Source organism: Micromonospora echinospora (assembly GCF_900091495.1).
Classification (GTDB): domain Bacteria; phylum Actinomycetota; class Actinomycetes; order Mycobacteriales; family Micromonosporaceae; genus Micromonospora; species Micromonospora echinospora.
Genome location: NZ_LT607413.1, coordinates 5,850,542 through 5,875,839 on the forward strand (window position 1 = coordinate 5,850,542; position 25,298 = coordinate 5,875,839).

22 protein-coding genes are annotated in these 25,298 nt (G+C 72.1%); 14 read left to right on the forward strand and 8 right to left on the reverse strand.

What is annotated here, in order from left to right; translation table 11 throughout:
* Positions 1-43 precede the first annotated feature (43 nt).
* On the forward strand, positions 44-1,225 hold the full coding sequence (locus tag GA0070618_RS25150; RefSeq protein ID WP_197701637.1) for an MFS transporter: 1,182 nt from the start codon (positions 44-46) through the stop codon (positions 1,223-1,225).
* 69 nt (positions 1,226-1,294) lie between these two features.
* Here GA0070618_RS25150 and GA0070618_RS25155 read toward each other — a convergent pair whose 3' ends face one another.
* Positions 1,295-2,395 carry a cysteine synthase family protein gene (locus tag GA0070618_RS25155; protein WP_088983830.1) on the reverse strand — a complete coding sequence of 367 codons (1,101 nt, stop codon included), beginning with the start codon at positions 2,393-2,395 and terminating at the stop codon, positions 1,295-1,297.
* Positions 2,396-2,809: 414 nt separating this feature from the next.
* Between GA0070618_RS25155 and GA0070618_RS25160 the strand changes: the two genes are divergently transcribed.
* From GA0070618_RS25160 to GA0070618_RS25175, 4 genes are all read left to right on the forward strand, one after another.
* Positions 2,810-3,568 carry a class I SAM-dependent methyltransferase gene (locus tag GA0070618_RS25160; protein ID WP_088985822.1) on the forward strand — a complete coding sequence of 253 codons (759 nt, stop codon included), beginning with the start codon at positions 2,810-2,812 and terminating at the stop codon, positions 3,566-3,568.
* Positions 3,565-4,788, forward strand: a complete 1,224-nt coding sequence (locus GA0070618_RS25165; protein WP_088983831.1) for an ATP-grasp domain-containing protein — start codon at positions 3,565-3,567, stop codon at positions 4,786-4,788. Before GA0070618_RS25160 ends, GA0070618_RS25165 begins: the two co-directional genes overlap by 4 nt.
* Positions 4,789-4,807: 19 nt before the next feature.
* Complete coding sequence (locus GA0070618_RS25170) at positions 4,808-5,554, forward strand: class I SAM-dependent DNA methyltransferase (protein ID WP_088983832.1); 747 nt, start codon at positions 4,808-4,810, stop codon at positions 5,552-5,554.
* Between the two features lie 203 nt (positions 5,555-5,757).
* Entirely contained in the window at positions 5,758-6,753 is a 996-nt protein-coding gene (locus tag GA0070618_RS25175; RefSeq protein ID WP_088983833.1) for an ABC transporter substrate-binding protein, read from the forward strand.
* Between the two features lie 4 nt (positions 6,754-6,757).
* Here the strand turns inward: GA0070618_RS25175 and GA0070618_RS25180 are convergent, their stop codons facing one another.
* Both GA0070618_RS25180 and GA0070618_RS25185 read right to left on the reverse strand, forming a co-directional pair.
* Positions 6,758-7,540, reverse strand: a complete 783-nt coding sequence (locus GA0070618_RS25180; RefSeq protein ID WP_088983834.1) for an ABC transporter ATP-binding protein — start codon at positions 7,538-7,540, stop codon at positions 6,758-6,760.
* Positions 7,540-8,679, reverse strand: coding sequence for a FecCD family ABC transporter permease (locus tag GA0070618_RS25185; protein ID WP_231931449.1), 1,140 nt, complete (start codon positions 8,677-8,679; stop codon positions 7,540-7,542). The genes GA0070618_RS25180 and GA0070618_RS25185 overlap by 1 nt, the downstream gene beginning before the upstream one ends.
* Before the next feature lie 551 nt (positions 8,680-9,230).
* On the opposite strand from GA0070618_RS25185, the gene GA0070618_RS25190 reads away from it, so the two are divergent.
* On the forward strand, positions 9,231-12,503 hold the full coding sequence (locus GA0070618_RS25190; protein WP_088983835.1) for a beta-N-acetylglucosaminidase domain-containing protein: 3,273 nt from the start codon (positions 9,231-9,233) through the stop codon (positions 12,501-12,503).
* 20 nt (positions 12,504-12,523) lie between these two features.
* On the opposite strand, the gene GA0070618_RS25195 is transcribed toward GA0070618_RS25190, so the two are convergent.
* Positions 12,524-13,297, reverse strand: coding sequence for a GntR family transcriptional regulator (locus GA0070618_RS25195; RefSeq protein ID WP_088983836.1), 774 nt, complete (start codon positions 13,295-13,297; stop codon positions 12,524-12,526).
* A gap of 158 nt (positions 13,298-13,455) precedes the next feature.
* Here GA0070618_RS25195 and GA0070618_RS25200 point away from each other — a divergent pair, with 158 nt between their 5' ends.
* The 6 genes from GA0070618_RS25200 to GA0070618_RS25225 are packed head-to-tail and all read left to right on the forward strand — an operon-like array spanning position 13,456 to position 19,437.
* Positions 13,456-14,721 carry an ABC transporter substrate-binding protein gene (locus GA0070618_RS25200; RefSeq protein WP_143740307.1) on the forward strand — a complete coding sequence of 422 codons (1,266 nt, stop codon included), beginning with the start codon at positions 13,456-13,458 and terminating at the stop codon, positions 14,719-14,721.
* The gene (locus tag GA0070618_RS25205) at positions 14,700-15,650 is read left to right on the forward strand and encodes a carbohydrate ABC transporter permease (RefSeq protein ID WP_231931450.1); all 951 of its coding nucleotides are present in this window, start codon (positions 14,700-14,702) and stop codon (positions 15,648-15,650) included. Before GA0070618_RS25200 ends, GA0070618_RS25205 begins: the two co-directional genes overlap by 22 nt.
* A complete protein-coding gene (locus GA0070618_RS25210) occupies positions 15,647-16,543 on the forward strand; it encodes a carbohydrate ABC transporter permease (RefSeq protein WP_231931451.1) in 897 nt (298 codons plus the stop codon). Before GA0070618_RS25205 ends, GA0070618_RS25210 begins: the two co-directional genes overlap by 4 nt.
* Entirely contained in the window at positions 16,540-17,475 is a 936-nt protein-coding gene (locus GA0070618_RS25215) for an N-acetylglucosamine kinase (protein WP_088983838.1), read from the forward strand. Before GA0070618_RS25210 ends, GA0070618_RS25215 begins: the two co-directional genes overlap by 4 nt.
* Positions 17,472-18,695: a hypothetical protein gene (locus tag GA0070618_RS25220; protein ID WP_143740306.1), complete on the forward strand. Its 1,224-nt coding sequence runs from the start codon at positions 17,472-17,474 to the stop codon at positions 18,693-18,695. Before GA0070618_RS25215 ends, GA0070618_RS25220 begins: the two co-directional genes overlap by 4 nt.
* The gene (locus GA0070618_RS25225; RefSeq protein ID WP_088983840.1) at positions 18,688-19,437 is read left to right on the forward strand and encodes a sugar isomerase domain-containing protein; all 750 of its coding nucleotides are present in this window, start codon (positions 18,688-18,690) and stop codon (positions 19,435-19,437) included. The genes GA0070618_RS25220 and GA0070618_RS25225 overlap by 8 nt, the downstream gene beginning before the upstream one ends.
* A gap of 33 nt (positions 19,438-19,470) precedes the next feature.
* Here GA0070618_RS25225 and GA0070618_RS25230 read toward each other — a convergent pair whose 3' ends face one another.
* The 4 genes from GA0070618_RS25230 to GA0070618_RS25245 form a co-directional block, all read right to left on the reverse strand.
* Entirely contained in the window at positions 19,471-20,448 is a 978-nt protein-coding gene (locus GA0070618_RS25230) for a DUF817 domain-containing protein (protein ID WP_088983841.1), read from the reverse strand.
* A 66-nt stretch (positions 20,449-20,514) separates the two neighbouring features.
* Positions 20,515-21,339 carry a MetQ/NlpA family ABC transporter substrate-binding protein gene (locus GA0070618_RS25235; RefSeq protein ID WP_088983842.1) on the reverse strand — a complete coding sequence of 275 codons (825 nt, stop codon included), beginning with the start codon at positions 21,337-21,339 and terminating at the stop codon, positions 20,515-20,517.
* A 45-nt stretch (positions 21,340-21,384) separates the two neighbouring features.
* A complete protein-coding gene (locus GA0070618_RS25240) occupies positions 21,385-22,041 on the reverse strand; it encodes a methionine ABC transporter permease (RefSeq protein WP_088983843.1) in 657 nt (218 codons plus the stop codon).
* A complete protein-coding gene (locus tag GA0070618_RS25245; RefSeq protein WP_088983844.1) occupies positions 22,038-23,018 on the reverse strand; it encodes a methionine ABC transporter ATP-binding protein in 981 nt (326 codons plus the stop codon). Before GA0070618_RS25245 ends, GA0070618_RS25240 begins: the two co-directional genes overlap by 4 nt.
* Before the next feature lie 321 nt (positions 23,019-23,339).
* Here GA0070618_RS25245 and GA0070618_RS25250 point away from each other — a divergent pair, with 321 nt between their 5' ends.
* Positions 23,340-24,605, forward strand: coding sequence for a sensor histidine kinase (locus GA0070618_RS25250; protein WP_088983845.1), 1,266 nt, complete (start codon positions 23,340-23,342; stop codon positions 24,603-24,605).
* Positions 24,602-25,270 carry a response regulator gene (locus GA0070618_RS25255; protein WP_088983846.1) on the forward strand — a complete coding sequence of 223 codons (669 nt, stop codon included), beginning with the start codon at positions 24,602-24,604 and terminating at the stop codon, positions 25,268-25,270. The genes GA0070618_RS25250 and GA0070618_RS25255 overlap by 4 nt, the downstream gene beginning before the upstream one ends.
* The last annotated feature ends 28 nt before the right edge of the window (positions 25,271-25,298 follow it).

Sequence of the window (25,298 nt, forward strand, 5' to 3'; positions counted from 1 at the left end):
GACCGGGGCCACGGCGTGGCCCCGGTCTCCCCGGCAGGCGCCGGTGCCTCGCGGTCGCTCCTTCACCGGTGCCCAGATCGCGCTGCTGACGGGCGGTTTCCTGGTCAACGTCGGCTCGTTCTCGGTCTATCCGTACCTTGCCGTACTGCTGCGCGAGCGGATGGGCGCGGACATGGCGCAGGTCGGCCTCGTGCTCGGCGTGGCGACCCTGGTGCAGTTCGCCAGCGCTCCGGCCACCGCGGCGCTGGCCGAGCGGCTCGGCCTGCAACGGTCCCTGGTCGGCGCCCTGGTCATGTACAGCCTCGGCGGTGGCGCCTTCCTCGCGGGGGCGGACAGCCCGGCGCTCACCATCGCGGGACTGTTCCTCGTCTCCGGTGGCGGTTCGCTCTACTCACCCGCCTACCGCAGCTACCTCGTGCACGGGGCGAGCCCGGAGCAGCGGCCCCGGTTGGTCTCCGCCGGCAACGCCGCGGGGAATCTCGGTATCGCCCTCGGGCCGGTGGTGGGGGCTCTGCTCATCCAGCACCCGGGCCGGATGTTCGCCGTCGTCACGGCCGTCTACACCAGCCTGGCGGTCGCCCATCTCTTCCTCCGTCGGGAGGGACGCACCGAGGACGCCCCGCCGGTCGAGCCGTTCCGGCGCATGCTGGCCGGCCTGGCGGTGCTGCCCTTCGTGGTCACCGCGCTCTCCTACTACGTGCACATGCAGTTCTTCCAGTACCTGTCGAGCTACGCCCAGGGCCGGGTGGCCACGGTGTTCTTCGGCGCGACCATGATGGGGTACTCACTCGGCCTGGTCCTCGTGCAGCCGCTGGTGGCGCAGCGGGTCGAGCGGACGAGCTATCCAGTGGCGATGGCGATCGGGTTCGGCTGCCTGGCGGTGGGGATGCTCTCCTTCGCCGCCGGAGACGAGGTCGGTATCGCGGTCGGCGTCGCCGCGATCAGCGTCGGCAGCGCGGTGCTGCTGCTCAAGAACGACCTCGAGGCGTTGGCGAGGTCCCGACGGTCCGCGACCGTGGTCTTCGGCCAACAACGACTGGCCGTCGGTGTCGGCTCCTTCCTCAGCGGCGCGGTCGGCGGCAACGTGTACGGGCTGTTCGAGAGCGGGGGCCGCCTCCCGGGATTCTGGCTGGTCGTGGCCGCCCAGTGCGTCCTGCTCCCTCCGCTCGTGCTGGGTGCGCACCGGCTGTGCCGACGCGCACCCGGCACGGGGGAGGGGGCCTGAACCGTGGGCGTCCGGTGGCCCGGACGGCCGCGTCCGGCCCCGGCGGTCGCCCGTGCTGCCGGCGGGCTCTCACCCTCTCCCGGCCGGTCTCCCCGCCGACGGACCGGGGCGGCGGGACCCGACGACGACCGCCGACGGGGACGGGTGGCCACGTCGTGCCCACCGCATGGTCGACCAGGGTGGGGTCAGCTCGTCGAGCGAGCCGATCTCGACCGGTTCGAGGGTGCCGGGGTCCGGGGCCTCCCGGTGCCGGGCGAACACCTGCTCGACGTAACGGTGTCCGGTGTCGGCCCCGACCAGCAGGTGGGTCCGCTCCGGACGGCGCCGCGCCTCCCACAGGGCGGTGAGGTACGCCGCGCCGGTGGAGAGACCGGCGAAGACCGCGTGCGCGCGCATCAGCGCCACCGTGCCGGCCATGGCGTGCCGGAAGCTCATCCAGTGCACCCGGTCGTAGAGCTCGTGACGGACGTTGTCGAAGGGGATGGCGCTGCCGATGCCGGCGATGATGGCCTCCGGGTCCTGGAAGCGTTCGCTGCCGAAACTCACGCTGCCGAACGGCTGGACGCCGATCAGCGGGGTCGCGGGGTCGTGCTCCCGCAGCGGCTGGATCAGGCCGGCGCTCGACGCGCCCGTGCCGACGCTGGCGACCACGGCCAGGGGCGCGTCGGGCAGGGCCTGGCGCACCAGCTCCGCCATCTCCCGGTAGCCCCGGTAGTGGACCGGGTCGTGGTACTGGCGCATCCAGTGCATGCCGGGGTTGACGCGCAGGAGTTCCTGCACCCGTGCCACCCGTCGGTGCTGGTCGAGCCGCAGGTCACGCTCGGGGGGCATCTGGTCCACGGTGGCGCCGAGGATCTCCAACTGCGCCCGGATGGTCGGGGTCACCGTCGTCGAGGCCACGATGTGGCAGCGCAGTCCGTAGCGGTGGCAGACCATGGCCAGGGCGAGGGCGTAGATGCCGCTGGAGCTGTCGACGAGGGTGTCACCGGGGCGGACGGTCCCCGCCTTCAGCAACGCGCGTACCGCTCCCAGCGCGGCGTAGATCTTCAGGGTCTCGGAACGGGCGAGCACCACGTTCCCGGACAGTCGGATGAAACTCGGTGCCTTGACCGCGTCGGTGACATGGGAGTGCAGCAGCGTCGTACTCGTCGAAGCACCGCTGAAGGGCATGACGGATCACTCCTCTGTGCTCGGTCGGGACGGGCCGCGATGGTGGGCGGCCGCAGCAGTGGATGGCGCGATCGTGCCCGGATTAGGGCGAGCGCAGACACTATATTTACACTAGCAGATACATAATGGGAGGGACGTGGCCTGTCTTTCCGTCATGCGGTACATCAGGTGTGCATTTCGTGGAAGCGGGACCCTGAATCCTCGCCCATTGGATGCCGTGCCCTGGGTGATGGTATGGTTCCGAGTCGACGGGGATTCATGCCAGTCACGCTAAGACTCGTATGGATGAGTGTGCGTCCATCGAATTGATCTTCAGATTGGCATCCGCTGCGGAATTCCGGCCTCCTGTGGAGGGCTTTCCGCGCCGTCGTGCGACCTGTTGTGCGTCCGCCGCCGTACGAATCGGAGCTGCCGATGGAGTGGTTTGAAGACGACACGTTCTGGGTGGACTTCGCGGGAGCCCTGTTCGCTCCCGCCCGCCGGCAGGAGGCGGCGAACTGGGTGGCGACCTCACCGCTGCTGGACCTGCCGGCCGGCGCCGCGGTGCTCGACCTGGGCTGCGGCCCCGGGACGTACGCCGTCCCGCTCGCCGAACGCGGCGCCCGGGTCACCGGGGTGGACCTCAGCCAGGCGATGCTGGACCGCGCGCGGGAGGCGACCGAGGCGGGCGGGCTGAAGGTCCGCCTGGTCCGCGCCGACATGCGGGAGTTCGTCGAGCCGGACTGCTACGACCTGGTCATCAGCATGTACACGTCCTTCGGCTACTTCGCCGACCCGGCGCAGAACCAGCGCGTGCTGGACCACGCCCGGCGGAGCCTGGTGCCCGGCGGTCGCCTGCTGCTGGACCTGTTCAGCAAGGAGATATTCGCCCGCTGGGCCGGCGTCCCGAAGGTGGTGGACGTCGACGGCGGTTCCCTGTTCATGCGGGACACCATCCTGGACGACTGGACCCGGTTCCGCAGCGACTGGACCCTCGTGCAGGGCGACACCGCCCGGCACGGGTTCTTCGAGCAGTTCGTCTACAGCGCCGCCGAGATCCGCGCCATGCTGACCGCCGCCGGCTTCACCGGGATCCGCTGCTTCGGCGGGTTCGCCGCAGAGCCGTACGACAACCACGCGAAACGACTGGTCGTGGAGGCGATCCGCCCGCTGGACGCCGAGGAGGCACCGTGACCATCGCGCTCATCGAGGCCCTCACCTTCGGACTGGCCCACCTGCGGGACGCCGCCGCCGAGGAGGGACACCGGCTGTGCCTGCTCACCGGGAACCGGGCGGTGTACTCGTACGAACTCGACCGGCTGGGGCCGGACGACCTGACGGTGATCGACGTCGACACCACCGACGTCGCGGCCTGCGCTGCGGTCCTCGACCGGATCCCCGACCTGGCCGGGCTGGTCAACTCCACCGACACCTGGATGCTGCCCGGGGCGGAGCTGGCCGAACGGTTCGGCCTGGCCACCCTCGGCCTGGACACCGCCCGTACCCTGCGGGACAAAGCCGAGGTGCGTAACCTGCTGCACCGGGCCGGACTGAGCCGGGCCGGCGCGATCCGGGTGGAGCCGACGGCCGAGGCGGTCAGCGCAGCGGTCGCGGCGATCGGCCACCCCGTGATCGTGAAGGACTCGGCGGGCACCTCCTCCCGTTCGGTCTGGTTGATCCGCGACGACGACGAACGCGACCGGGCCGTCCGCCAGGTCGCCGACGCCACCCTGATGGGTTCGCACCTCGTCGCCGAACCGTACTTCCCCGGTCCCGTCTACAGCGCCGAGACGGTGACCGGGGAGGGACGCACCAGGCTGCTCGGGGTCGGGGTGCACATCCACACGCCGGAACCGGTCCGGCGCGAGGAGGCCGTCGCCTTCCCGGTGGCCTTCCCCGCCGAGGAGTTCGCGCACCTAAAGACCTGGATCGGCAAGGTCCTCGACGCGGTCGGGTTCTCGTCCGGGATCGCCCACACCGAGTTCGCCCGCACCCCGGACGGCCCGGAGGTGGTGGAGGTCAACGGACGGATCGCCGGGGCGGTCATCGGGGAGATGATGTGCCGCTCCCTGGGGACCAACGTGTACCGCGCGGTGATCGACGCCGCCCTCGGTCGCCGGCCCCGGCTGCTGGACGTACCGCTGTCTCCCGGACCCGGCTACGGCATGACCTTCCTGCACCCCCCGGCGCCGGGCCGCCTCGCCGGCTGGCGCGGGCCGGAACGGCTCGGGCTCTTCCCCGGGCGGCCCGAGTTCTATCCGACCGCCCGGATCGGGGACCGGATCGTCCACCTCGCCGACCAGCGGGGCTGCACCGCCCTCGTGTTGGCCGAGGGGGCCACCGCCGAACTGGGCCTCTACCACTCGCTGGCCGCCGCCGGCACCGTCACCCACGACATGCGACCGCTGGACTGACCCCGACAGGAGGCGCACCATGAGGAACTACGGACCGGACACCTACGGCGAGACCAACGCCGACGTCTACGACGAGTGGCATGCCGACCTCGACCCGGCGGACGCCGTCCGCTGCCTGGAGGAGTTGATCAAGGAGGGACCGGCGGGACCGGTCCTCGAACTGGCGGTGGGCACCGGCCGGGTGACCATACCCCTGGCCGAGCGGGGAGTCGACCTGCGGGGCGTCGACGCCTCCGAGGCCATGGTCGCCATCATGCGCGCCAAGCCCGGCGGCGATCGGATCCCGGTCACCATCGGCGACATGGCCGACGTCGACCCGGGGACCGACGACCAGTTCGCCATGATCTTCGTCGTCTTCACCACCTTCTTCTTCCTCATGAGCCAGGAGGAGCAGGTCCGCTGCTTCGCCAACGTCGCCCGGCGACTGGTGCCCGGTGGCCGGTTCGTCCTGGAGTGCCTGGTGCCGGACATGGCCCGTTACCAGCGCAACCAGAGCGTCGACGCCCACCGGGTCGACCAGGACCACGTACGCCTGGTCGCGGTCCGGCACGACCCGGTCGACCAGCGCTTCGACGGCCAGCACATCCTGATCAGCGACGAGGGGATCCGCCTCGCCCCGGTCTCCATGCGGTACGCCTGGCCCTCGGAACTCGACCTGATGGCCCGCCTCGCCGGGCTCGAACGCCGTCATCGCTGGGGCGGCTGGCGCGGCGAGCCCTACCTCGGCAGCGGCACCCACGTCACCGTCTACGAGAAGCCCGCCTGACCGTCGCCCGGACCGTGTCCCGCCGGCCCGCCCGGCTAGCGGGGCACGACTCCGTCACCACCTGCGGAAGGCGGGGGAACGGCCACCGTTCGGTGGAATCGCGTCGTCGCCGGGAACCCGGCCGCCGTGCCGAGCGACTGGAGGGACAGCGTCCGCGACAGCCGTCCGGACCGTCGGACCGGCACAGGCGGCGGAGGAACCCGATGACCCGACCACGGTGGACGATCGCGGCGCTCGTCGTCGCGCTGACCCTGGTGGCCGCCGGCTGTGGTGCCCGGGTCGAGCCGGAGCGCCCGCGCGGCTCGGCCGCCCCGCCGGTCACGGTGGTCAACTGCGGCCGGGAGGTGACCTACGGCGGCGTCCCCGAGCGGGCGGTCGTGTACGACGTCGGCATGTCCGAGATGATGTTCTCGTTGGGCCTGGCACCCCGCACCCGGGGTTGGGTGGCGAACCGGGTCTACGGCGGCATCGACACCTCCGCCTACCGGCGGGACTTCGAGCGGGTCGACCGGCTGGGCGACAGCCGGATCAGCCTGGAGATCGTGCTCCGGGCCGGGGCCGACTGGGTCTTCGCCGGCCACAACCAGGGCTTCGTGGAGTCCCGGGGCATCACCCCGGCGATCCTCGCCGGCCACGGCATCGGCAGTTACGTCCTCACCGAGACCTGCGGCGGAGCCGGTGGCCCGGCCGACCGCGTGACACCCCTCGACGGGGTGTACACCGACTACCGGAACCTCGGCCGGATCTTCGGGGTGTCCGCACGGGCCGAGGAGGTGATCGCCGGCATGCGGCGGGACTTCGCCGCCGCCTCGGCCGGGAAGCCGGCCGACCCGGCCCGGATCCTGGTGTCCGACGTGTACGAGGAGAAGCCCTACGTGGCCGGCGCCGCCAGCGTCGCCACCGCGATCGTCGAGCAGGCCGGTGGCCGCAGCGTCACCGACGACCTCGACCGGACATGGGACAGCGTGGGCTGGGAGACCGTGGTGGCCGCAGACCCCGAGGTCATCGTCATCGTGGACTACGGGGTGTCGTACGAGGAGAAACGGGCCGCCCTGATGCGGACCCCGGCGATGAGGAACGTGACCGCCGTGCGGGAGGGAAGGATCTTCCGCCTGGAGTTCGCCGACGTGATGGCGGGCCCCCGGGCGGCGACCTCGGCCCGGAAACTCGCGGGGTACCTGCGCTCCGTCGGCCGGTGAACGTTCACCCGCCCGCCGGTCCCTCCGGCGCGTCGTAGAGCAGTTGGGCCGCCCCCGTCCGGGGATGCCTGACCACCACGGCGTCCACCTCGAAGACCCTCCGCACCAGTTCGGCGGTGAGCACCTCGACCGGCGGACCGACCGCGACCAGACGTCCCTCGTGCAGCACGGCGATCCGGTCGCAGACCGTGGCGGCGAGGTTCAGGTCGTGCAGCGCCACGAGGGTGGTCAGCCCGGCCCGGCGCAGCAGACCGAGCAGGGCGAGCTGGTGACGGATGTCGAGGTGGTTGGTGGGTTCGTCCAGGACGAGCACCCGCGGTTCCTGCACCAGGGCCCGGGCGATGAGCACCCGCTGGCGCTCCCCGCCGGAGAGCGTGAGCACGCTCCGGTCGGCGAGGTGCGCGACGTCGAGCCGGTCCAGGGCACGCCGGCAGAGCTCCCGCTCGGCGCGGGTCAACCGCTCGTGGTCGCGGCGGTGGGGCGCCCGCCCCATGGCGACCACCTCGAAGACGGTGAAGTCGAGCTCCACCCGCTGGTCCTGGGTCAGGGCGGCCACCCGACGGGCGGCGTCGCGCCGGCGCATCCCGTGCAGGTCCGCGCCGTCGAGCAAAATCCGACCCGCGGCGGGGGCCAGGGCACGGTACACGCAGCGCAGGGTGGTGGACTTGCCGCTGCCGTTCGGGCCCACCAGACCGACGACCTCGTCGTGACCGACCGTGAGCCGCAGGGCCGCCACGAGCGCCCGCCCGTCGACGCGGACCGTCAGGTTCTCGAGGAGCAGGTCCATCAACGCCCCCCGAACAGGTAGCCGCGACGGCGCATCAGGGTGATGAAGACCGGCACCCCCACCAGCGCGGTGACCACACCGACCGGCAGCTCCAGCGGCGCGACGGCCACCCGGCAGAGCAGGTCCACCCAGACCAGGAAGCAGCCTCCGACGAGCGGCGCGACGAGAAGGACCCGCCGGTGGCCGGAGCCCACCACCATGCGGACCATGTGCGGGACGACCAGGCCCACGAAGCCGATCACCCCGCTGACCGCCACCAGCACCCCGGTGACTCCGGCGGTGAGGACGAACAGGCGCCGTCGCAGGCCGGTGCCGTCGATGCCCAGGCTGGCCGACGTCTCGTCCCCCATCGACAACACGTCCAGGGACCGGCTGCTGCGCCAGAGCAGGACGGACGCGACGCCGGTGACCACGGTGGCCACCGGCAGCGAAGCCCAGTTCGCGGTGCCGAGTCCCCCCAGGGTCCAGTACAGGACGGTCCGCGCGGCGTCTCCTCGGGGGGAGAGGAAGACCAGCAGGCTGGTCACGGCCTGCAGGGCGTACGCCGTCGCGATACCGGTCAGCACGAGGCGCAACGGGGTGAGACCGGCGGTGCCGCGGGCCGCCAGGAACACCAGGGCCGACGCGGCGAGGGCCCCGCCGAAGGCGGCCACCGACAGGGCGTGGACGCCCAACGCGGTGAACATCCCGAAGACCACCACCAGGCAGGCGCCGACGGAGGCCCCGGAGGAGATGCCCAGCACGTACGGGTCGGCCAGCGCGTTGCGGACCATCGCCTGCGTGGCCGTCCCCACCAGGCTCAGGCCGGCGCCCACCACCACGGCGAGCAGCACCCGGGGTGCCCGGACGTCCCAGACGACGGAGTACGCGGCCACCTCGTCGGCGCGGATCGACCCTCCGGTGATCGCCGCTGCCAGGTAACGGACCGTGTCCTGCAACGGCAGGGTGGTCGGACCCAGGGCGATGCCCAGCACCACCGAGCCGGCCAGCACCACCGACAGGGTCGCGACCATCGGCGGCAGCGGTCGACCCGCTGGCCCGCAGGTCGCCCCCGGTCCCGGCTTCCTCTCGGGGTCCACGGGTACCCGTACCTCGACGTCGAGCACCCGGCCGCCACCGCGATCCGGTCCACCGTTCATCGTCCCCTCCTCGCCTCGCGGGCTCACCCACCGTGACCGGAGCCCCTACGGTAGGTCGCTCCAACGGGTGGTCGAGTTCCGAGGGGCGGCGGACGAGCTCGACGGGAGCGTGGGTCCGCTGGCCACAGGGCGGCCTGCGCGTCGAGTGGTAATCAGGGCTAGACCAGTATTTCCGACTGGGTGGCGGGCCGCGTAAACCGACCCTGAGCAGGGTAAATAGTGCTGTCGTCGAGGGTTCCGGCGGTGCGGAAGGTGCCCTTGGGGGCTCTGGACCCCCCGGTCTGCCCTTGACGTAGCCAGGAGCGGCAGGGATTCTCGTTACTGGCATAGACCATGCCTCAGAACCCCTACCAGGCCTCCGGGCCCGACGGCCGATCCGCGCCCCTGCTGACCCGACCGGATCGGCGGCCGCGCCGGCCAGCGATCTGCGGTGGCCAGACCACCGCGTCCCGCGCCGGCACCCCCACCGGCGGAAAACACTTATTGGACCGACAAGTGGAGGTCGCGTGTTACTGGCACGCTCTTTTCGCGGTCGTCGTCACCGCCCTGTCATGTTCGCCGTCTCGGTCGCGCTCGTCGCAGGTGTGCTGAGCCCCCTACCGGCCGGTGCCGAGCGACCGGCTCCCACCGGCGCGACGCGGATCCTCCCGGTGCCGCAGCAGATCGACTCGCGTCCGGGAACCGTGGTGCTGTCCGGTGCCGTCGACGTCGTGGCGGGCGGGTCCGCCGACCCGGCGGCGCGGACGGCGCTGGTGGAACTGCTCGCCGAGCACGGCGTCACCGCCCGCGTCGTCCCCGACGGAGACCTGTCGGCACGCGGCCCGATGATCGTTCTGGGCGGACCGGGGGAGACCCCGGTGAGCGCGGACGCGCTGCGCGCCCTCGGCGTCACCGGCCCGGAGGCGCTGCCCGGTGAAGGGTACGTGCTGGCCGCCGGTCGCGACGGACACGGCCGACAGCGGATCGTGCTGTCCGGGAAGGATACCGCCGGCACGTTCTACGCCGTGCAGTCGCTCCGGCAACTGCTCGAACGGAAGGGCTCCCGGGTAGCCGTCGACGGCGTGCAGATCCGCGACTGGCCGGGATACAAGATCCGCGGCGGCATGGAGTCCTTCTACGGCCCGGTGTGGTCGCAGGAGGACCGGCGTTCGCAGATCGAGTTCCTGGCGCGCCACAAGATGAACCAGTTCTTCTACGGGCCGGCGGACGACCTGCGTACCGGGTCGAACTGGGACTCGTTGTACGAGGCGGCGGAACTGGCCCGGTTGAAGGAGATCGTCGACCTGGCGAAGTCCCGCCACGTCGACTTCGTGTACCGGATCTCACCGGAGGCGCCGCTGGCGCCCAACAAGGGGATCTGCCACGTACGCGGGACCGACCGGGCCAAGCTGCTGGCCCGCTTCGACCAGATGTGGGAGATCGGCGTCCGCAGCTACGTCATCGCCTGGGACGACGTGTCGGGCAACTTCGCCTGTCAGGAGGACCGGGACGCCTACGGGGGCGACCCGTCGCCGCTGGCGGTGGCCCAGGCCGAGGTCACCAACTTCGTGCAGCAGGAGTTCATCGAGAAGCGCCCCGGGGCCAGCCGCATGGTGACCGTGCCGACGGAGTACTGGGGCATGACGAAGACGGCGTACACCAACCGCTTCGACGAGCTGGTCAGCACCGACGTCGACCTCTACTGGACGGGGCCGGCCGTGGTCCCGTCGAGCATCACCGAAGCCGACCTCCGGGCCGCCCAGGACGTGTGGTCGCGGCACCGGATCATGCTCTGGGACAACTACCCGGTCAACGACTACAGCCCCAACCGGCTGCTGCTGGGCCCTCTGGAGAACCGCGACGCCACCATGGCGGACAAGGTCATCGGCATCTCCTTCAACGGGCTCGTCACCTTCCAGGAGGCCTCGCAGATCCCCCAAGGCACCCAGGCCGACTACGCCTGGAACCCGGGGGCCTACGACGCGGACCGCTCGTGGACGCGCACGTTGCAACACCTCGGGGGCGACGCGTACGAGGAGCTGCGGCTCTTCGCCGACAACAACCGGGCCAGCGTCCTCGACCAGAGCGCGCGGCCGGAGTTCGCCGCGCTCGTCAACCGTCTCATCGCCGACTACCGGGCGGGTCGACCGGTGGACGCCCAGCTCGACCGGGTCGACCGTGAGCTGCGCCGTCTGGAGGAACTTCCCGCCGCGCTCCGGGCGAAGCTCGACAACCCGCTCCTGCTCAAGCAGATCGGGCCCTGGCTGGACCGGGTCGGCGTGACCGGTCAGGCCGGACGGGCGGCGGTGCGCATCCTCCGGGCCCAGGACCGGGGCGCCAGCGAAGCCGCCTGGCTGGCCCGGCGCGACCAGGCAGCCGCCCGTGGCATCCTCGACCGCACGTGGCACCAGATCAGCCCCGGGCCGGTCGACGACCTGCTCAGCTTCGCGGCGGCGCAGAACGACGCCTACGTCGGCGACCGCTGGTTCGGTGACCTCGGCGCCCCCACCGGCGCGCCGGCCGCCGCCGCCGGATCCGGGCTGGGGCTGCTCACCGACCGGCGGGACGACACGGCCTATGTCGCCGCCGGCGCACCACAGGCCGGTGACGCCGTCACGGTCCCGATCACCAAGCCGCACAAGCTGTCGGCGGTGACGGTGGTGCAGGACGCGACCGCCCCGGCGGACGGCATGATCCAGGCGCTCGTGGACGGCAGCTGGGTGAACCTCGGGCCGCTCGCCGAGGGGTTCACCAAGGTGCCCGCCAAGGACCTGGCCGCCAGCGCGGTACGGATCCAGTGGACGCCCGGCACCGTCGCGCCGCGCGTGTACGAGATCGTCCCGCACTACTCCGACGTGCTCCGTGGCCGACTCTCGGTCGAGCCGTCGGGCGCGCTCGTCGCACCGGGGGCGACCAAGCGGTTCCAGGTCGCGCTGGAGGTGTTCGCCGAGGACGGGGTGAGCGGACGGGTCACCGCCGCCGGCCCGGACGGCTGGACCATCACCCCGGCGACGCAGGTGCTCCGGGCCCGCCCGGACGGGCGGACCATCGTCACCAGCGTGCCGGTCGCCGTCACCGTCCCGGCCGACGCCGCCGAGGAGCGTCACCAGGTGACGGTGACGTTCCACAAGGACGGCGCGACACCGGTGACGGTGTCGCTGCCGATCGTCGTGGGCGACGGCAGCTACCCGGAGTTCGTGTCCGGGGCCGACCCGGCCGGCTACTGGAGGTTGGGCGACGCGGCCGGTTCCCGGACCGCCGTCGACAGTGCCACCGACGGGCGTGACGGCACCTACCTGGGTGCCGAGCCGGGTGTCGAGGGGGTGCTCGCCGGTGACGGCGCGGCCGACGTCGGGGACGGCTACGTCGACGTGCCCCGGGGCCCACGGACCAACCTGAACGGGCCGTTCACGTTGGAGGCGTGGGTCAAGCTCGACCTGCTCGTGCCCACGCCGGGGCAGGCGATCATCGAGAGCTACCACACCCCGGCGACCAACGGGTACGTCCTCCGGGCAGAGAACGGTGTCCTGCAGGCGTGGACGCTCGGCGCTCCCGGCAAGGGGCACGGCGTCGTGACCGGTCGCACCCGGCTGACGCCGGACCGCTGGCACCACGTCGCCGCCGTGTTCGACGGGTCGCGACTGACCGTGTACCTCGACGGCGTCGCGGACAACAGCGTCGCGACGACGGTCGCCCCGGGCGTCGGCACGGCGAGCATCAAGCTCGGTGGCCGCGGGGACGACACCTTCCAGCGGCTCCAGGGCGACCTCGACGAGGCGGCGATCTACGATCGCGCGCTGACGGCGGCCGAGATCGAGAAGCACTACTTCGCCGGACTGCGGTAGCCATCCCCACCAGATGCGCGTCAGCCGCCCTGCGGCGGGGGGCTGACGTGCATCTGGATGGCGTAGCGGTCGCCGCGGTAGAGCGACCGCCCGTACTCCACGACCTTGCCCATGTTGTCGACGGAGATGCGCTCGATCAGGAAGGCCGGGGTGTCCTCGGCGACCTCGAGGCGCTTCGCCTCGGTGGCGGTCAGCCGCGCGATGGTGACGACCTGCCGGGCGGATTCGAGCCGGACCCCGAAGACGCGGCCGAGGACGTCGTAGAGCGAGTCGTCGCGTCCCAGCACGTCGAGCAGGGTGGGGAAGCGCGCGGCGGCGAGGTTGGTCCGTTCCAGGGCCATCGGGATCCCGTCGGCCGTGCGGATCCGCTCGATGTAGTGGGTCGGCTCGCCGGGAGCGATGTCGAGGTTGGCGGCGACCGTGCGGGTGGCCGGGCGGGTGCGGCCACGGTAGCTCTTGGCGCCCGGCGTCATGCCGCGGATCCGCATGTCCTCGCTGAAGGAGCGGAAGATCTCCGAGTGGGTCAGGGTCGGGTGCTGCACGAAGGTGCCGCGTCCGGGCACCCGGCGCACCATCCCCTTGCTCTCCAACGCGTCGATGGCGCCCCGGACGGTCATCCGGGCCACCGCGAAGCGCTCGGCGAGGACCCGTTCGGAGGGGAGGAGCGCGCCGTCTCGGGAGTCCAGGACCAGGGCGGTGAGCACGTCGGTGATGTGCTTGCCCTTGCCGCGGTTCTGCTCCGCCAGCAACGATTCGAGCGTTCCGTCGCTCGGCTCGTGTCGCGTCCGTGGCACGACTCGGTTCTCCCTTCCCCGCTGTTGACGCCATCGTACGGGCAGTTCGTGGTTCCCAGGGGGAGGCCGACTACCCGTTGACCGCCGGTCTATACCAGTATTACAGTCGAGCTCCCCGCCGGTCCGACGGGGTGGTCGCGACGACGATCGGAGACGTGATGACCAGGAAATACGGTGTGTGGGGAGCGGCGGCGGTGCTCACCGTCAGCCTCGCCGCGTGCGCGCCCGGCAGCGGGGACGGCGGCGACGCCGTCAACCTGAAGGTCTGGGGATGGCGGCAGGAGGACGTCGCCGCGTACAACAAGATCTTCCAGATCTACGAGGACGCCCACCCCGGCGTGACAGTGGAGTACGTCCCCTACAAGAACACCGAGTACGACACCATCCTCAAGACCGGGCTGACCGACGCCAACGGCCCGGACGTGGCGCAGCTGCGCTCCTACGGCCTGCTCCAGCCGCTGGTCGCCGCCGGTGGCCTGGTGCCCCTCGACGACGTCAAGGAGTTGGGCGGCTTCCCGGAACCGGTCCTCGACGGCGCCCGGGGCGAGAGCGACGAGAAGGTCTACGGCGTCCCGTTCGCCCTCCAGACCCTGCACGTGATCTACAACCAGAAGCTCTTCGAGGACAACGGCATCACCGCCCCCACCACCTGGGCGGACATGATCGCGGCGTTCGACAAGCTGAAGAGCGCCAAGGTCATCCCGCTGGCGAGCACGGTCACCGACACCTGGATGCTGCCGATCCAGCACGAGATCTTCGGGGCCACCACGTACGGCGGCCCCGACTACCTCGACAAGATGCTCACCGGCGGGGCGAAGTTCACCGACGGGCCCTGGGTGAAGTCGCTCGAGACCTGGAAGAGCACCGACAAGTACTGGGCGCCGCAGTCGTCCGGGATGAGCTACGCCGACGCGCAGGCGCTCTTCACCGCCGGCCGGGCCGCGATGTTCCCCGGCGGCATCTGGGAGCTCGCCGTGTTCCAGAAGGCCAACCCCGACCTGAAGATGGGCATCTTCAACGTGCCGCCCGCCCCCGGGGCGCCGGTCGACAAGACCCTCGTCCCCGGCTACGTCGACGGGTCGTTCGGGGTTTCGGCGAAGTCCGCCAAGCGCGAGGCGGCGCTGGACCTGGTGCGGTGGATGGCGTCGGAGGAGTTCGGCCGGGCGTACTCCGACGAGCTGCGGCAGATCTCGGCGGTGCCCGGCGTCCAGCCGAAGGACGACCTCCTGGCCCAGGCGTTGCGGACGTACCAGGAGAACCCGAGCCCGTACGTCACCTACGCGTACTTCTCCGGTGGAACGCCGACCGCGTGGGACCTCGCCTCGGCGGCGTTCTCCGACTACCTGCTCGGGCGACGCACCGCCGCCGACGCGGCCGGACACATCCAGCGGGGGGTCGACCAGTGGTTCCGGCCCAGGAACTGACCGTCCGTCCCACCCGGCGGCGTCGCCGCCAGGTGGGACGGACCGCGCCGGGGTGGATCGCGGCGTTCTGCCTGCCGGCCTTCGTCCTCTACGGGCTCTTCCTCGTGGTGCCCCTGCTCACCGCCTTCTACTACGGCTTCTTCCGCTGGGAGGGCACCCGCCAGGGGGAGTTCGTCGGGATCGGCAACTACCAGGAGATCCTCACCCGCTATCCGCTCAGCGACCAGATCTCCGCCGCGCTCGGGCACAACGTGCTCTTCTTCGTCGGCACCATGGCCATCCAGAACACCGTCGGGTTGGGCCTGGCCGTGCTCCTGCACCGCAGCCCCCGGGGGAAGCGGTTGTTCCAGACCCTCTTCTCGCTGCCCTACCTGATCAGTCCGCTGATCGTCGGCTACATCTGGTCGCTCCTGCTCAGCCCCACCTTCGGTCCGATCAACGTCGCGCTCAGGGGGGTCGGCCTGGACTCGTGGGCACGTCCGTGGCTCGGCGAGCCGGACACCGCGCTGCCGGTGCTGATCCTGGTCAACGCCTGGCAGTGGGTCGGCGGGCCGATGCTCATCTTCGGCGCCGCCCTGGCCGGTGTCCCGCGCGAGCTGGAGGAGGCCGCCGCCATGGACGGCGCGTCGGCCACCCGGACCTTCTGGAGCGTCCGGTTCCCGCTGCTGATGCCGGCGGTCGGGGTGATCACCGTGCTGACCTTCATCGGCTGCTTCAACATCTTCGACCTCGTCTACGCGCTGGGCGGATCCGACGGCGGACCCGGCGGCGCCATGGACGTGCTGGGCCTGCTCTACTACCGGACCGCCTTCCAGGGCGGCAGCAACGCGATCGGAGAGTCCTCGGCGTTGGCCATGCTCATCTTCGTGCTCATCTTCGGGATCTCCGTCGCCCTGGAGCGGGTGCTCCGTCGCCGGGAGGTCACGTGAGCGCCCTGCTGACCACCCCCCGTCGCACGCCGCCGGCCACCGGCGGCTCTCCACGCCCGGGGGCCACCCGCCCCCGGTCGCTGACCCGGAGCATCGGCGTCCAGGTCGTGCTCTGGACGTACGCGGCAGTCGCCTTCGGTCCGCTGCTGCTGGTGCTGATCGGCTCGTTCCGGTCCAACGCGGACATCCTCCGCGCGCCGGTCGGGCTGCCCAGCTCGTTCGACGTCAGCAACTACACCCGTGCCTGGGAGACCGCGTCGATCTCGACGTACTTCCTCAACTCCCTGGCTGTCACGGCCGCCTCGGTGGTGCTGTGCGTAAGCGTGTCGGCGCTGGCCGCCTACGCCCTGTCCCGGTGGCGGTTCCGGGGGCGCGCCCTGCTGGCGGCGTTCTTCCTGTCGGGACTGATGATCCCGGCGAAGCTCGGCCTGCTGCCGGTGTTCTACATGTTCCAGTCGATGAACCTGATCGACAGCCGGATCGGGCTGGTGCTGCTCTACGCGGCCAGCGGCGTCCCGTTCTCCGTCTTCGTGATCATGGGCTTCATGCGGGGGCTCCCCGGGGAACTGGAGGAGGCCGCGCGGATCGACGGCGCGCACGAGGGACGCCTGTTCGTGTCGATCGTGCTGCCCCTGATGCGTCCGGCGCTCGCGGTGGTGACCGTCTTCCAGTTCGCGCCGACCTGGAACGACTTCTTCTATCCGCTGGTGCTGCTGCGCAGCAGCGAGAAGTACACCATCCCGGTCGGGCTGACCCGCTTCTTCGGCGAGTTCGCCGCCGATCGCGGCACCCTGTTCGCCGGGCTCGTGATCGCGCTGGTCCCGTTGGCCGTGGTGTTCGCGCTGGCCACCCGGCAGATCGTCGCCGGCCTGACCGCCGGGATGTCGAAATGACCGTGACGATCACCATCGACGGCGGGAAGTCGCAGCTCAGGATGCTGCTGCGCACGCCCACGGGCCGTCAGCTCGGGGTCGGGCCCGGCTTCTCCTACCGGCCCCACGAGGACGGCGTCGACCGGATCCTGGCCGCCGTCCGCGACGCCGCGGCCACCATCGCCCTTCCCGAGCGGGTGGCGGGTGTGGTCGCCGGTCTGACCGGCGTACCGGGCGAGGACGCCGAGCGCCGACGCCTCGCCCACGCCCTCACCGGGCTCCTCGGCGGCCCGGCCGTGGTCGTCGAGGACAGCGTCCTCGCCCACGCCGGTGCCCTCGGCGGTGCCGGCGTGGTCCTGTGCGTCGGCACCGGGACGACGGTCCTGGCGGTGGCCGCCGACGGCGTCCACGCCAGGCTGGACGGCTGGGGCCCGCATCTCGGCGACCGGGGCAGCGCGTACGCCGTCGGGCTGGCCGGGATGCGCGCCGCCACCGCCGCGTACGACCGCACCGGCCCGGGAACCGAGCTGGCCGACCGCCTCGTCGCGGCGCTCGGTGGCCGCGACCTGGCGGCGCTCCAGCGCTACTACCGGGATCCGGATCTCGTCCCCCGGACCGCCGCCTTCGCCGTCGACGTCCTCGACGCCGCCGACCGGGCCGACCCGGTGGCCGGCCGGATCTGCGCCGGTGCGGCGACCGACCTCGCGGACGCGGCGCAGGCGGCGACCGCGCGGCTCGGTCTCGACGGGGCGGAGCGCCGGGTGTCGTACAGCGGACGGCTCCTGGCTGCGGGGAACGTCCTGCACCGGGCGTTGTCGGCGGAACTCGCCGCCCGGGGGCTGCCGCTGGTCGCTCCCCGGGCGGAACCGCTCGACGGCGGGCCCACGCTGCTGGACGGCACCGGGCCCTACGCCCGCCTGCTGGCAGACCAGAGTCCGGGCGGTGTCGCATGAGGGTCGGACACGGGACGGCGTGTCTCGCGGTCGTGCCCGGCGAACCGATGGGTGGGTACGTCGACCGCTCGCAGGGGGTCCAGGACGTGCTCGACCCGCTCGAGGTGCACGTGGTGACCTTCGCTGACGACGGTCACCGGTTCGCGCTGGTGGTGGTGGACCTGATCTGTGTGAACACCGACGTCGTCGAGCGGACCCGGGCCGCCCTGCGGGACGTCGGGGTGTCGTCCTGCTGGGTCGCGGCCACGCACACCCACGCGAGCCCGGAGGCGGGTTGCGCCCCCGGCGGCGGGGTCACCCCACCGCACGTCGGCGACCGGCTCGTGGCCGCGTCGCTCGCGGCCGCGCGCGGGGCCGTGGCGGCCGAGCGGGCAGCCCGGCTGACCGCCACCCGCACCCTGGTCTCCGGACTCGCGGGTCGCCGCAACGTCGTGGACCCGCCACCGATGGACATTCCGGTCGACACGATCACGGTCACCGTGGGTACGGACGTGGTCGGCCTGATCGTGGTCTCCCCGGTCCACCCGACCATCCTCCCCGCCGCCAACAACCACGTGAGCGCGGACCTGACCGGAGGGATCCGTCGGGCCCTGTCCGCGCCCGACCGGTGGGTGGTCGTCGCCACCGGCGCCGCCGGCGACATCAGTACCCGGCACACCCGCCAGGGGCACGGACCACCCGAGGTGGACCGGCTCGGCGCCCGGGTGGCCGACCGGTTCGTGCCACCGCCGGCACCCGTCGGTGGCGGTCCGGCCGCCCCGGTGCGCCCGCCGGTCTCGCGGAGCGTGCGCCTGCGGCCCAAACAGCCGGCGGAACTCGACGCGTCCGCGCGCCCGATTCCCCAGGTCCGGAACGAGCGCATCCGCCGGGTCCTGCACCAGGGGCTGCGGATCGCGCGGGAACAGGCCGCCCGCCAGCGCAGCGAACCGTACGAGGTCGAGATCGCGGCGGTCGACCTCGACGGTGTGACGGTCGTCGGCGTGCCCGGCGAACTGTTCCTGGAGCTGGGGGAGGCGATCCGGACCCGGGCGGGTGGCGTCGTGGTCCTCGGCTACACGAACGGCTACCTCGGCTACCTGCCCGCCCGCGACACCCCGCCCTGCTACGAAACCTTCGCCAGTCCGGTCAGCGCCGGCAGCGGCGAGATCGTCGTCGAAACCGCCGTCGAGGCGGCCCGCGAGGCCGCCCGCGACCGTCGTTCCAGGAGGAACCGTGCCTGAACCTACCTACGCCGCCATCGCGCGGACCGCGCTCGACCAGATCCTCGCCACCCAGCTCACGGCGATCGAGTCGGCGGCCACGCTCGTCGCCGACTCGATCGCCGCCGGTGGTGTGCTCCAGGCTTTCGGGACCGGCCACTCGCGGATCGTCACCCTCGAACTCGCGGCGCGTGCCGGTGGCCTCGCCCCGGTCAGCATGCTGGCGGTCAAGGACCTCGTGATGTTCGGCGGCGCCGACCCGGGGCCGATCCTGGACCCGACGTACGAGCGGGAGTCCGGCCTGGCCGAGCGGATCTACGCGCTCGCCGCGCCCGCCGCGCACGACCCCTTCCTGATTGTCTCCAACTCCGGCATCAACGCCGCCGTGGTCGAGATGGCGACGCTGGCCCGGGACCGGGGACACCCGATCATCGCCGTCACCTCGCTCACCCACACCCGGTCGGCCGGGGCACGGGCGACCGGCGGACCGCACCTGGCCGACCTGGCGGACGTGGTGATCGACAACCTCGCTCCGGCCGGGGACGCGGCGCTGGAGATCAGCCCGGGAATCCGGATCGGGGCGCTGTCGTCGCTCACCGGGGTCTTCGTCGCCCAGATGCTCACCGAGCTGGTCTGCCGCCGGCTCCTGGACCGGGGTCTCGACCTGCCGGTCTACATCTCGGCGAACCTCGCCCAGGGCGACGCGCACAACGCGGCCCTCCAGGAGCGGTACCGCGAGCGGGTCCGTCCGATCGAACCGTGACTCCTCGGCCCCGCCGCCGGAGCCCCGGGTCCGTCAGTCGGTGCGGACCGGGGCGGCCGGGATGACGTCCCGCCGGTCGACGGCGGTGACGTCGTCCGGCGGTCGCGGGCTCCGGTCGTCGTCGGCGAGGCGCGGGCTCGGGTCCTCGTCGGGGGGCTCCGGCGGGGAGATCCAGGTGACCAGCACGACCGAGATGATCATGAGGAGGAACCAGGAGGCGAGCTTCGCCGGGGAGACGGGTTGCCAACCGTCCAACTGGCCGGGGTAGAGCCAGGCGTTCGACCAGGTGGCGATGTTCTCCGCGAGCCAGATGAAGAACGCGACGAGGAGGAAGGCCAGCAGGAGCGGCATGCGCCACCGGAGCCGGAAGACGCGGAACTGCATGACACAACGCCCGAACACCAGCACGACGAGTGCGACGAGGACCCAGCGGGCGTCCCAGACGTAGTGGTTGGTGAAGAAGTTGACGTAGATGGCGACGGCCAGGACGGCCGTCGCCCACCGCTTCGGGTAGCGGACGAAACGCAGGTCGAACAGCCGGTGGACCCGGACCATGTAGGAGCCCACCGCGGCGTACATGAAACCGGTGAAGAGGGGCACCGCGCCGACCCGCAGGACGCCGTCGGGCGCGTAGGACCACGAGCCGACGTCGGTCTTGAACAGCTCCATGGCGGTGCCCACGAGGTGGAACAGGAGCACGACCCGCAGCTCGCGCAGGGTCTCCAGGCGTCCGGCCACCATCACGACCTGGATGGCGACCGCGGCGACGGTCAACGCGTCGTTGCGGGCGAGCGCCGCGTCCTCCGGATACCACAGGTGCGCCGCCATGATGACCGCGAGCATCGCCCCGCCGAACACGCACGCCCAGGCCTGCTTGAGTCCGAAGGCCAGGAACTCGGTCAGCCAGGCGAGCGGCCCGCGCCGGGGCAGCCGGGCCAGGACCGCGCGGACGCGGGCGTCGATCGCCCGTTCGCCGGAGGTCAGGTCGGTCGATTTGGAAGGGGTGCGCACCGCCCAGACGCTATCGGGCCGGCGCGGCCCACCGGGCCGTCACCCGGTGGGCCGCGCGTGGGGCGCTCAGAAGGCGGTCGCCACCGAGCCCTTGTAGCGCTCGCCGATGAACGTCTTCACCTCGGCGGAGTGCAACAGCTCCTCCAGCTTCCGTACCCGGGGGTCGCTGTCGCCGCCGTCGCGGACCACCAGCAGGTTCGCGTACGGGTTGCCGTCCCCCTTCTCCAGTGCGAGCGCGTCGGTGGCCGGGGTGAGGCCGGCGTCGATGGCGTAGTTGCCGTTGATCACCGCTGCGGCGGTGTCGTCGAGGCTGCGGGGCAGCTGCGCCGCCTCCAGCTCCCGGAACTCCAACTGCTTCGGGTTGTCGACGATGTCGCGGGTGGTGGCCTTCACCCCGGCGCCCTCCCGGAGTGTGATCACACCGTTCTCCGCGAGCAGGTTGAGCGCCCGGCCCGAGTTGGACGGGTCGTTCGGGAGGGCGACCACGCCCTTGGCCGGCAGGTCGGTGAGGCTGTCGACCTTCTTCGAGTACACCCCGAGCGGCTCGATGTGCACCGGCTTGAGGGCGGTGAAGCGGTAACCCTTGGCGGCCTTCTCCTCGTCCAGGTACGGGACGTGCTGGAAGTAGTTCGCGTCGAGTTGCCCGTCGGCGAGCGCCCGGTTCGGCTGCACGTAGTCGGTGAACTCCACGATCTCCAGTTCCAGCCCGGCCTTCTCCGCCAGGTTGTCCTTGACGTAGGTGAGGATCTCGCCGTGCGGCACCGGGCTGACGCCGACCTTGAGCGCGGCGTCGGTGGGTGTCGAGGTGCCGGTGTCGTCCGTGCCGGAGCCGCAGGCGGTGAGGGCCAGGACGAGGGTGGCGATGATCAGCGAGGGCAGTCTGCGTCGCACGGTGGTGCCTTTCTCCCTGTCGTCCAGGGCGGTCGACGTGGGTGACTATCGGTGGGACAGGTGCCGGGCGAGCCGGTCACCGAGCATCTGGACGGCCTGCACGAGCACGATCAGCAGCACGACGGTGCCGATCATCACGTCGTCCTCGAACCGCTGGTAGCCGTAGCGCAGGGCGAGGTCGCCGAGGCCCCCGCCGCCGACCACGCCCGCCATCGCGGAGTACCCGACGAGCGCGACGACCGTGATGGTCAGCCCGGCCACCAGGCCGGGCCTGGCCTCGCGGAGCAGGACCTTGACGATGATCTGCCAGCGGGAGGCGCCCATCGCCCGGGCCGCGTTCACCACGTCGTGGCCCACCTCCCGGATCGAGGTCTCGACGATCCGGGCGTAGAACGGGATGGCGCTGACGGTCAGCGGGACGATGGCGGCGGTGGTGCCGATGGTGGTGCCGGTGACGGCCCGGGTGAACGGGATGATCGCCACCAGCAGGATGATGAAGGGCAGGGACCGGCCGACGTTGACGACGAGGCCGAGCAGGGCGTTCACCGCCGGGGCCGCCAGCAGGTTGCCCCGGTCGGTGAGGACCAGCAGGACACCGACCAGCAGCCCGCCGATCCCGGAGAGCAGGGTGGCGACGCCGACCATGTAGGCGGTCTCGGTGAGGCCCTGCCGGAGCAGGTCCACCAGGTCCGGGGCGATCATCGGGCGGCCTCCACGGTCAGTCCGGCCCCGCGCAGGTCGTGCAGCGCGCCGGCCAGTCCGGGCGCGGCCTCGGGGAGCGCGAGGCGCAGCCGGCCCGCCCGGGTGGCGGCGAGCTGCTCGACGGCGCCGGCCACGATCCGGACGTCCAGGTCGTGCCGGCGGGCGAGGGTGGCGACGACGTCGTCGCCGGCCCGCCCGGTCAGCGTCACGTCGACGAGGACGTGGTCGGGCATGGTCGGCACCGGGCCCAGCGGGAAGAGGTCCCGGGCGAGCTGCGAGTCGGGACGGTTGACCAGGTCGGCCACCGGCCCGGACTCGACGAACCGGCCGTCCCGCATGACCGCCACCGCGTCGCAGAGCCGTTTGACCACGTCCATCTCGTGGGTGATCAGCAGGATGGTCAGGCCGAGCCGCCTGGTGAGGTCGCGCAGGAGGGTGAGGATGGCTCCGGTGGTGTCCGGGTCGAGCGCCGAGGTCGCCTCGTCCGACAGGAGCAGTCGGGGGCGGCTGGCGAGGGCCCGGGCGATACCGACCCGTTGCTTCTGCCCGCCGGAGAGCTGGGCGGGGTACGCGTCCGCGCGGTCGGTGAGATCGACCAGGTCGAGCAGCTCCTCGACGCGGGCGGCCCGCTTCCGGCGGGGCACGCCCATCACCTCCAGCGCGAAGCTCACGTTGCCGGCGGCCGTACGGGAGTGCAGCAGGGCGAAGTGCTGGTGGATCATGCCGATGTCCTGCCGGGCGCGCCGGAGGTGGCGCTCCGGCAGCCCGGTCAGTTCCACCCCGGCGACGGTCACCCGGCCCTCGTCGGGGCGTTCCAGCAGGTTGACGCAGCGCAGCAGGGTACTCTTGCCCGCGCCGCTGCGGCCGACGACGCCGAACACCTGGCCCTCGGCGACGGTGAGGTCGACGCCGTCCACGGCGGTGACCGGGCCGCCCCGGGTGGGGAAGGTCTTCCGCAGACCTTCGATGCGAATCACGGTGGTGTTCCTCGTCAATCCAACGGGGTCAGGGGTGCTGCCGGGGTCGCCGGACCGGTGGGGATCGGGTCGCCCGGGGAGCCCGGAGCGAATAGGCGATCTTCCCTACCTGACAAGTAGGGTACTCGGTGACCTGGGAAGACCCGCAGGCTGCGCCCCCGAACGTGAGGCGGAACACGCCGCGCCAGGAACACCGACCCGACCTGCCGACCGGGGCCGGGCGGGAACGCCCCGGCCCCCGAACGTGGGGCCGTCGCCGCACCGTGTCCGGCGGACCGCGGCCGTTCGCCGTCGGCCGGCGCGATGTGCCATCGTCGCGGCATGACAGTGCATCCCACGCCCTGGCGGCGGCCCGGTCCGTCGCCCGAGCAACGGCGCACCGACGTCCTGGTCGGCGTGGCCGTGGCGGCGGTCGCGCTGCTCAACCTCACCCTGGCCAACAGCGCCGGCCAGTTCGTCCTCGGCCCGCCGCCCGCCTGGCCGGAGCAGGTGTTCTGGACGCTGGCCTGCACGGTGCCGCTGGTCGTGCGCCGGCGCTGGCCGGTCGCCGTCGCGATCGTGATCTCCGTGGCGTTCATCGCGGCCCAGTTCCGCCAGTCGCCCGAGCAGCAGGTCTCCAACGGAGCGCTCTACGCGGCCGTGTACACGGTCGGCGCCTGGAGCGCCGACCGCGGGTGGGCCCGCCGGGTGCGGATCGGCATCATCGCCGCGATGTTCGGCTGGCTCGCCCTCTCCGTCGCGCTGACCGTGGCCGACATCCCACCGGACGCGTTCTCCGACGCGAACGGCCCACTGGAGCCGCTGCTCGCGGTCCTGGTCAACAGCGTGCTGATCAACGTGTTCTTCTTCGGCTTCGCGTACCTCTTCGGCGACACCGCGTGGACGTCGGCCCGCCGGCAGCACCAGCTGGAGGTGCAGGCCGACCAGCTCCGCCGGTCGCAGGCCGACGCCGCCCAGGTCGCGGTCATGGGGGAGCGGGTACGCATCGCGCGTGAGCTGCACGACGTGGTGGCGCACCACGTGTCGGTGATGGGTGTGCAGGCCTCGGCGACCCGGCGGGTGATGGACAAGGACCCGGACAAGGCGCGCACCGCGCTGGCAGCGGTCGAGCAGAGCGCCCGGACGGCCGTCGACGAGCTGCGCCGGATGCTCAACCTGCTGCGCGCCAGCGGCTCGGACGAGCGGCCGGGCGGTGTGGGGATCGACCGGATCGAGGAACTCGTGACCAACGCCCGGGACGCCGGTCTCGACGCCCGGTTCGGCGTGTACGGTCAGCCGGTGCCACTCCCGGAGTCCCTCTCGCAGGCGGCGTACCGGATCGTCCAGGAGGCCATCACCAACACGCTGAAGCACGCGAGCGCCACGGAGGTCGACGTGCGGATCCGCTACCACGCCACCGAACTGGAGATCGACGTGGCCGACAACGGGCGCGGCGCGCCGCCGGGGGCCACCGCCGGCGTCGGGCTCGGCCTCATCGGCATGCGGGAGCGGGTCACCGCCCACGACGGCGCGCTGACGGCCGACTCGCGGCCCGGCGGCGGGTTCCGCGTCCGGGCCCGGTTCCCCCTGGTGCGGGTGCCGGCGTGAGCGCGATCCGGGTGCTGCTCGCCGACGACCACCACCTGGTGCGGACCGGGTTCCGGGTCATCCTGGAGGCGGAGGACGACATCGAGGTGGTCGGTGAGGCCTCCGACGGTCGGCAGGCGGTCGACCTGGCCGCCCGCCAGCGGCCCGACGTGGTGCTGATGGACGTCGAGATGCCCGGCACGGACGGGCTGGAAGCGACCCGGCGGATCGTCGCGGCCGACACCGGACCCGCCGTGCTGATCCTCACCACGTTCGACCGGGACGACTACCTGTTCGCCGCCCTCCAGGCCGGCGCCAGCGGCTTCCTGCTCAAGAACGGCACGCCGGAGGCGCTGATCGACGCGGTGCGCGTGGTGGCCCGGGGCGACGCGCTGCTCGCGCCCGAGATCACCCGCCGGGTCATCGCCACGTTCGCCCGGCCGGGCGCGCCGACCGGCGGCCGGGCCGACGGCGCCCGCCTGTCCGAGCTGACCCCGCGCGAGCACGAGGTGCTGGTGCTGCTGGCCGGCGGGGCCACCAACGCGGAGATCGCGACCGCCCTGTTCCTCGGCGAGGCGACCGTGAAGACCCACGTCAGTCGGGTGCTGGCCAAACTCGGGCTGCGTGACCGGACGCAGGCGGTCGTGTACGCGTACGAACACGGGGTCGTCACCCCCGGAGCCTGATCATCCGTCGCGCGACGGACCCCGACGG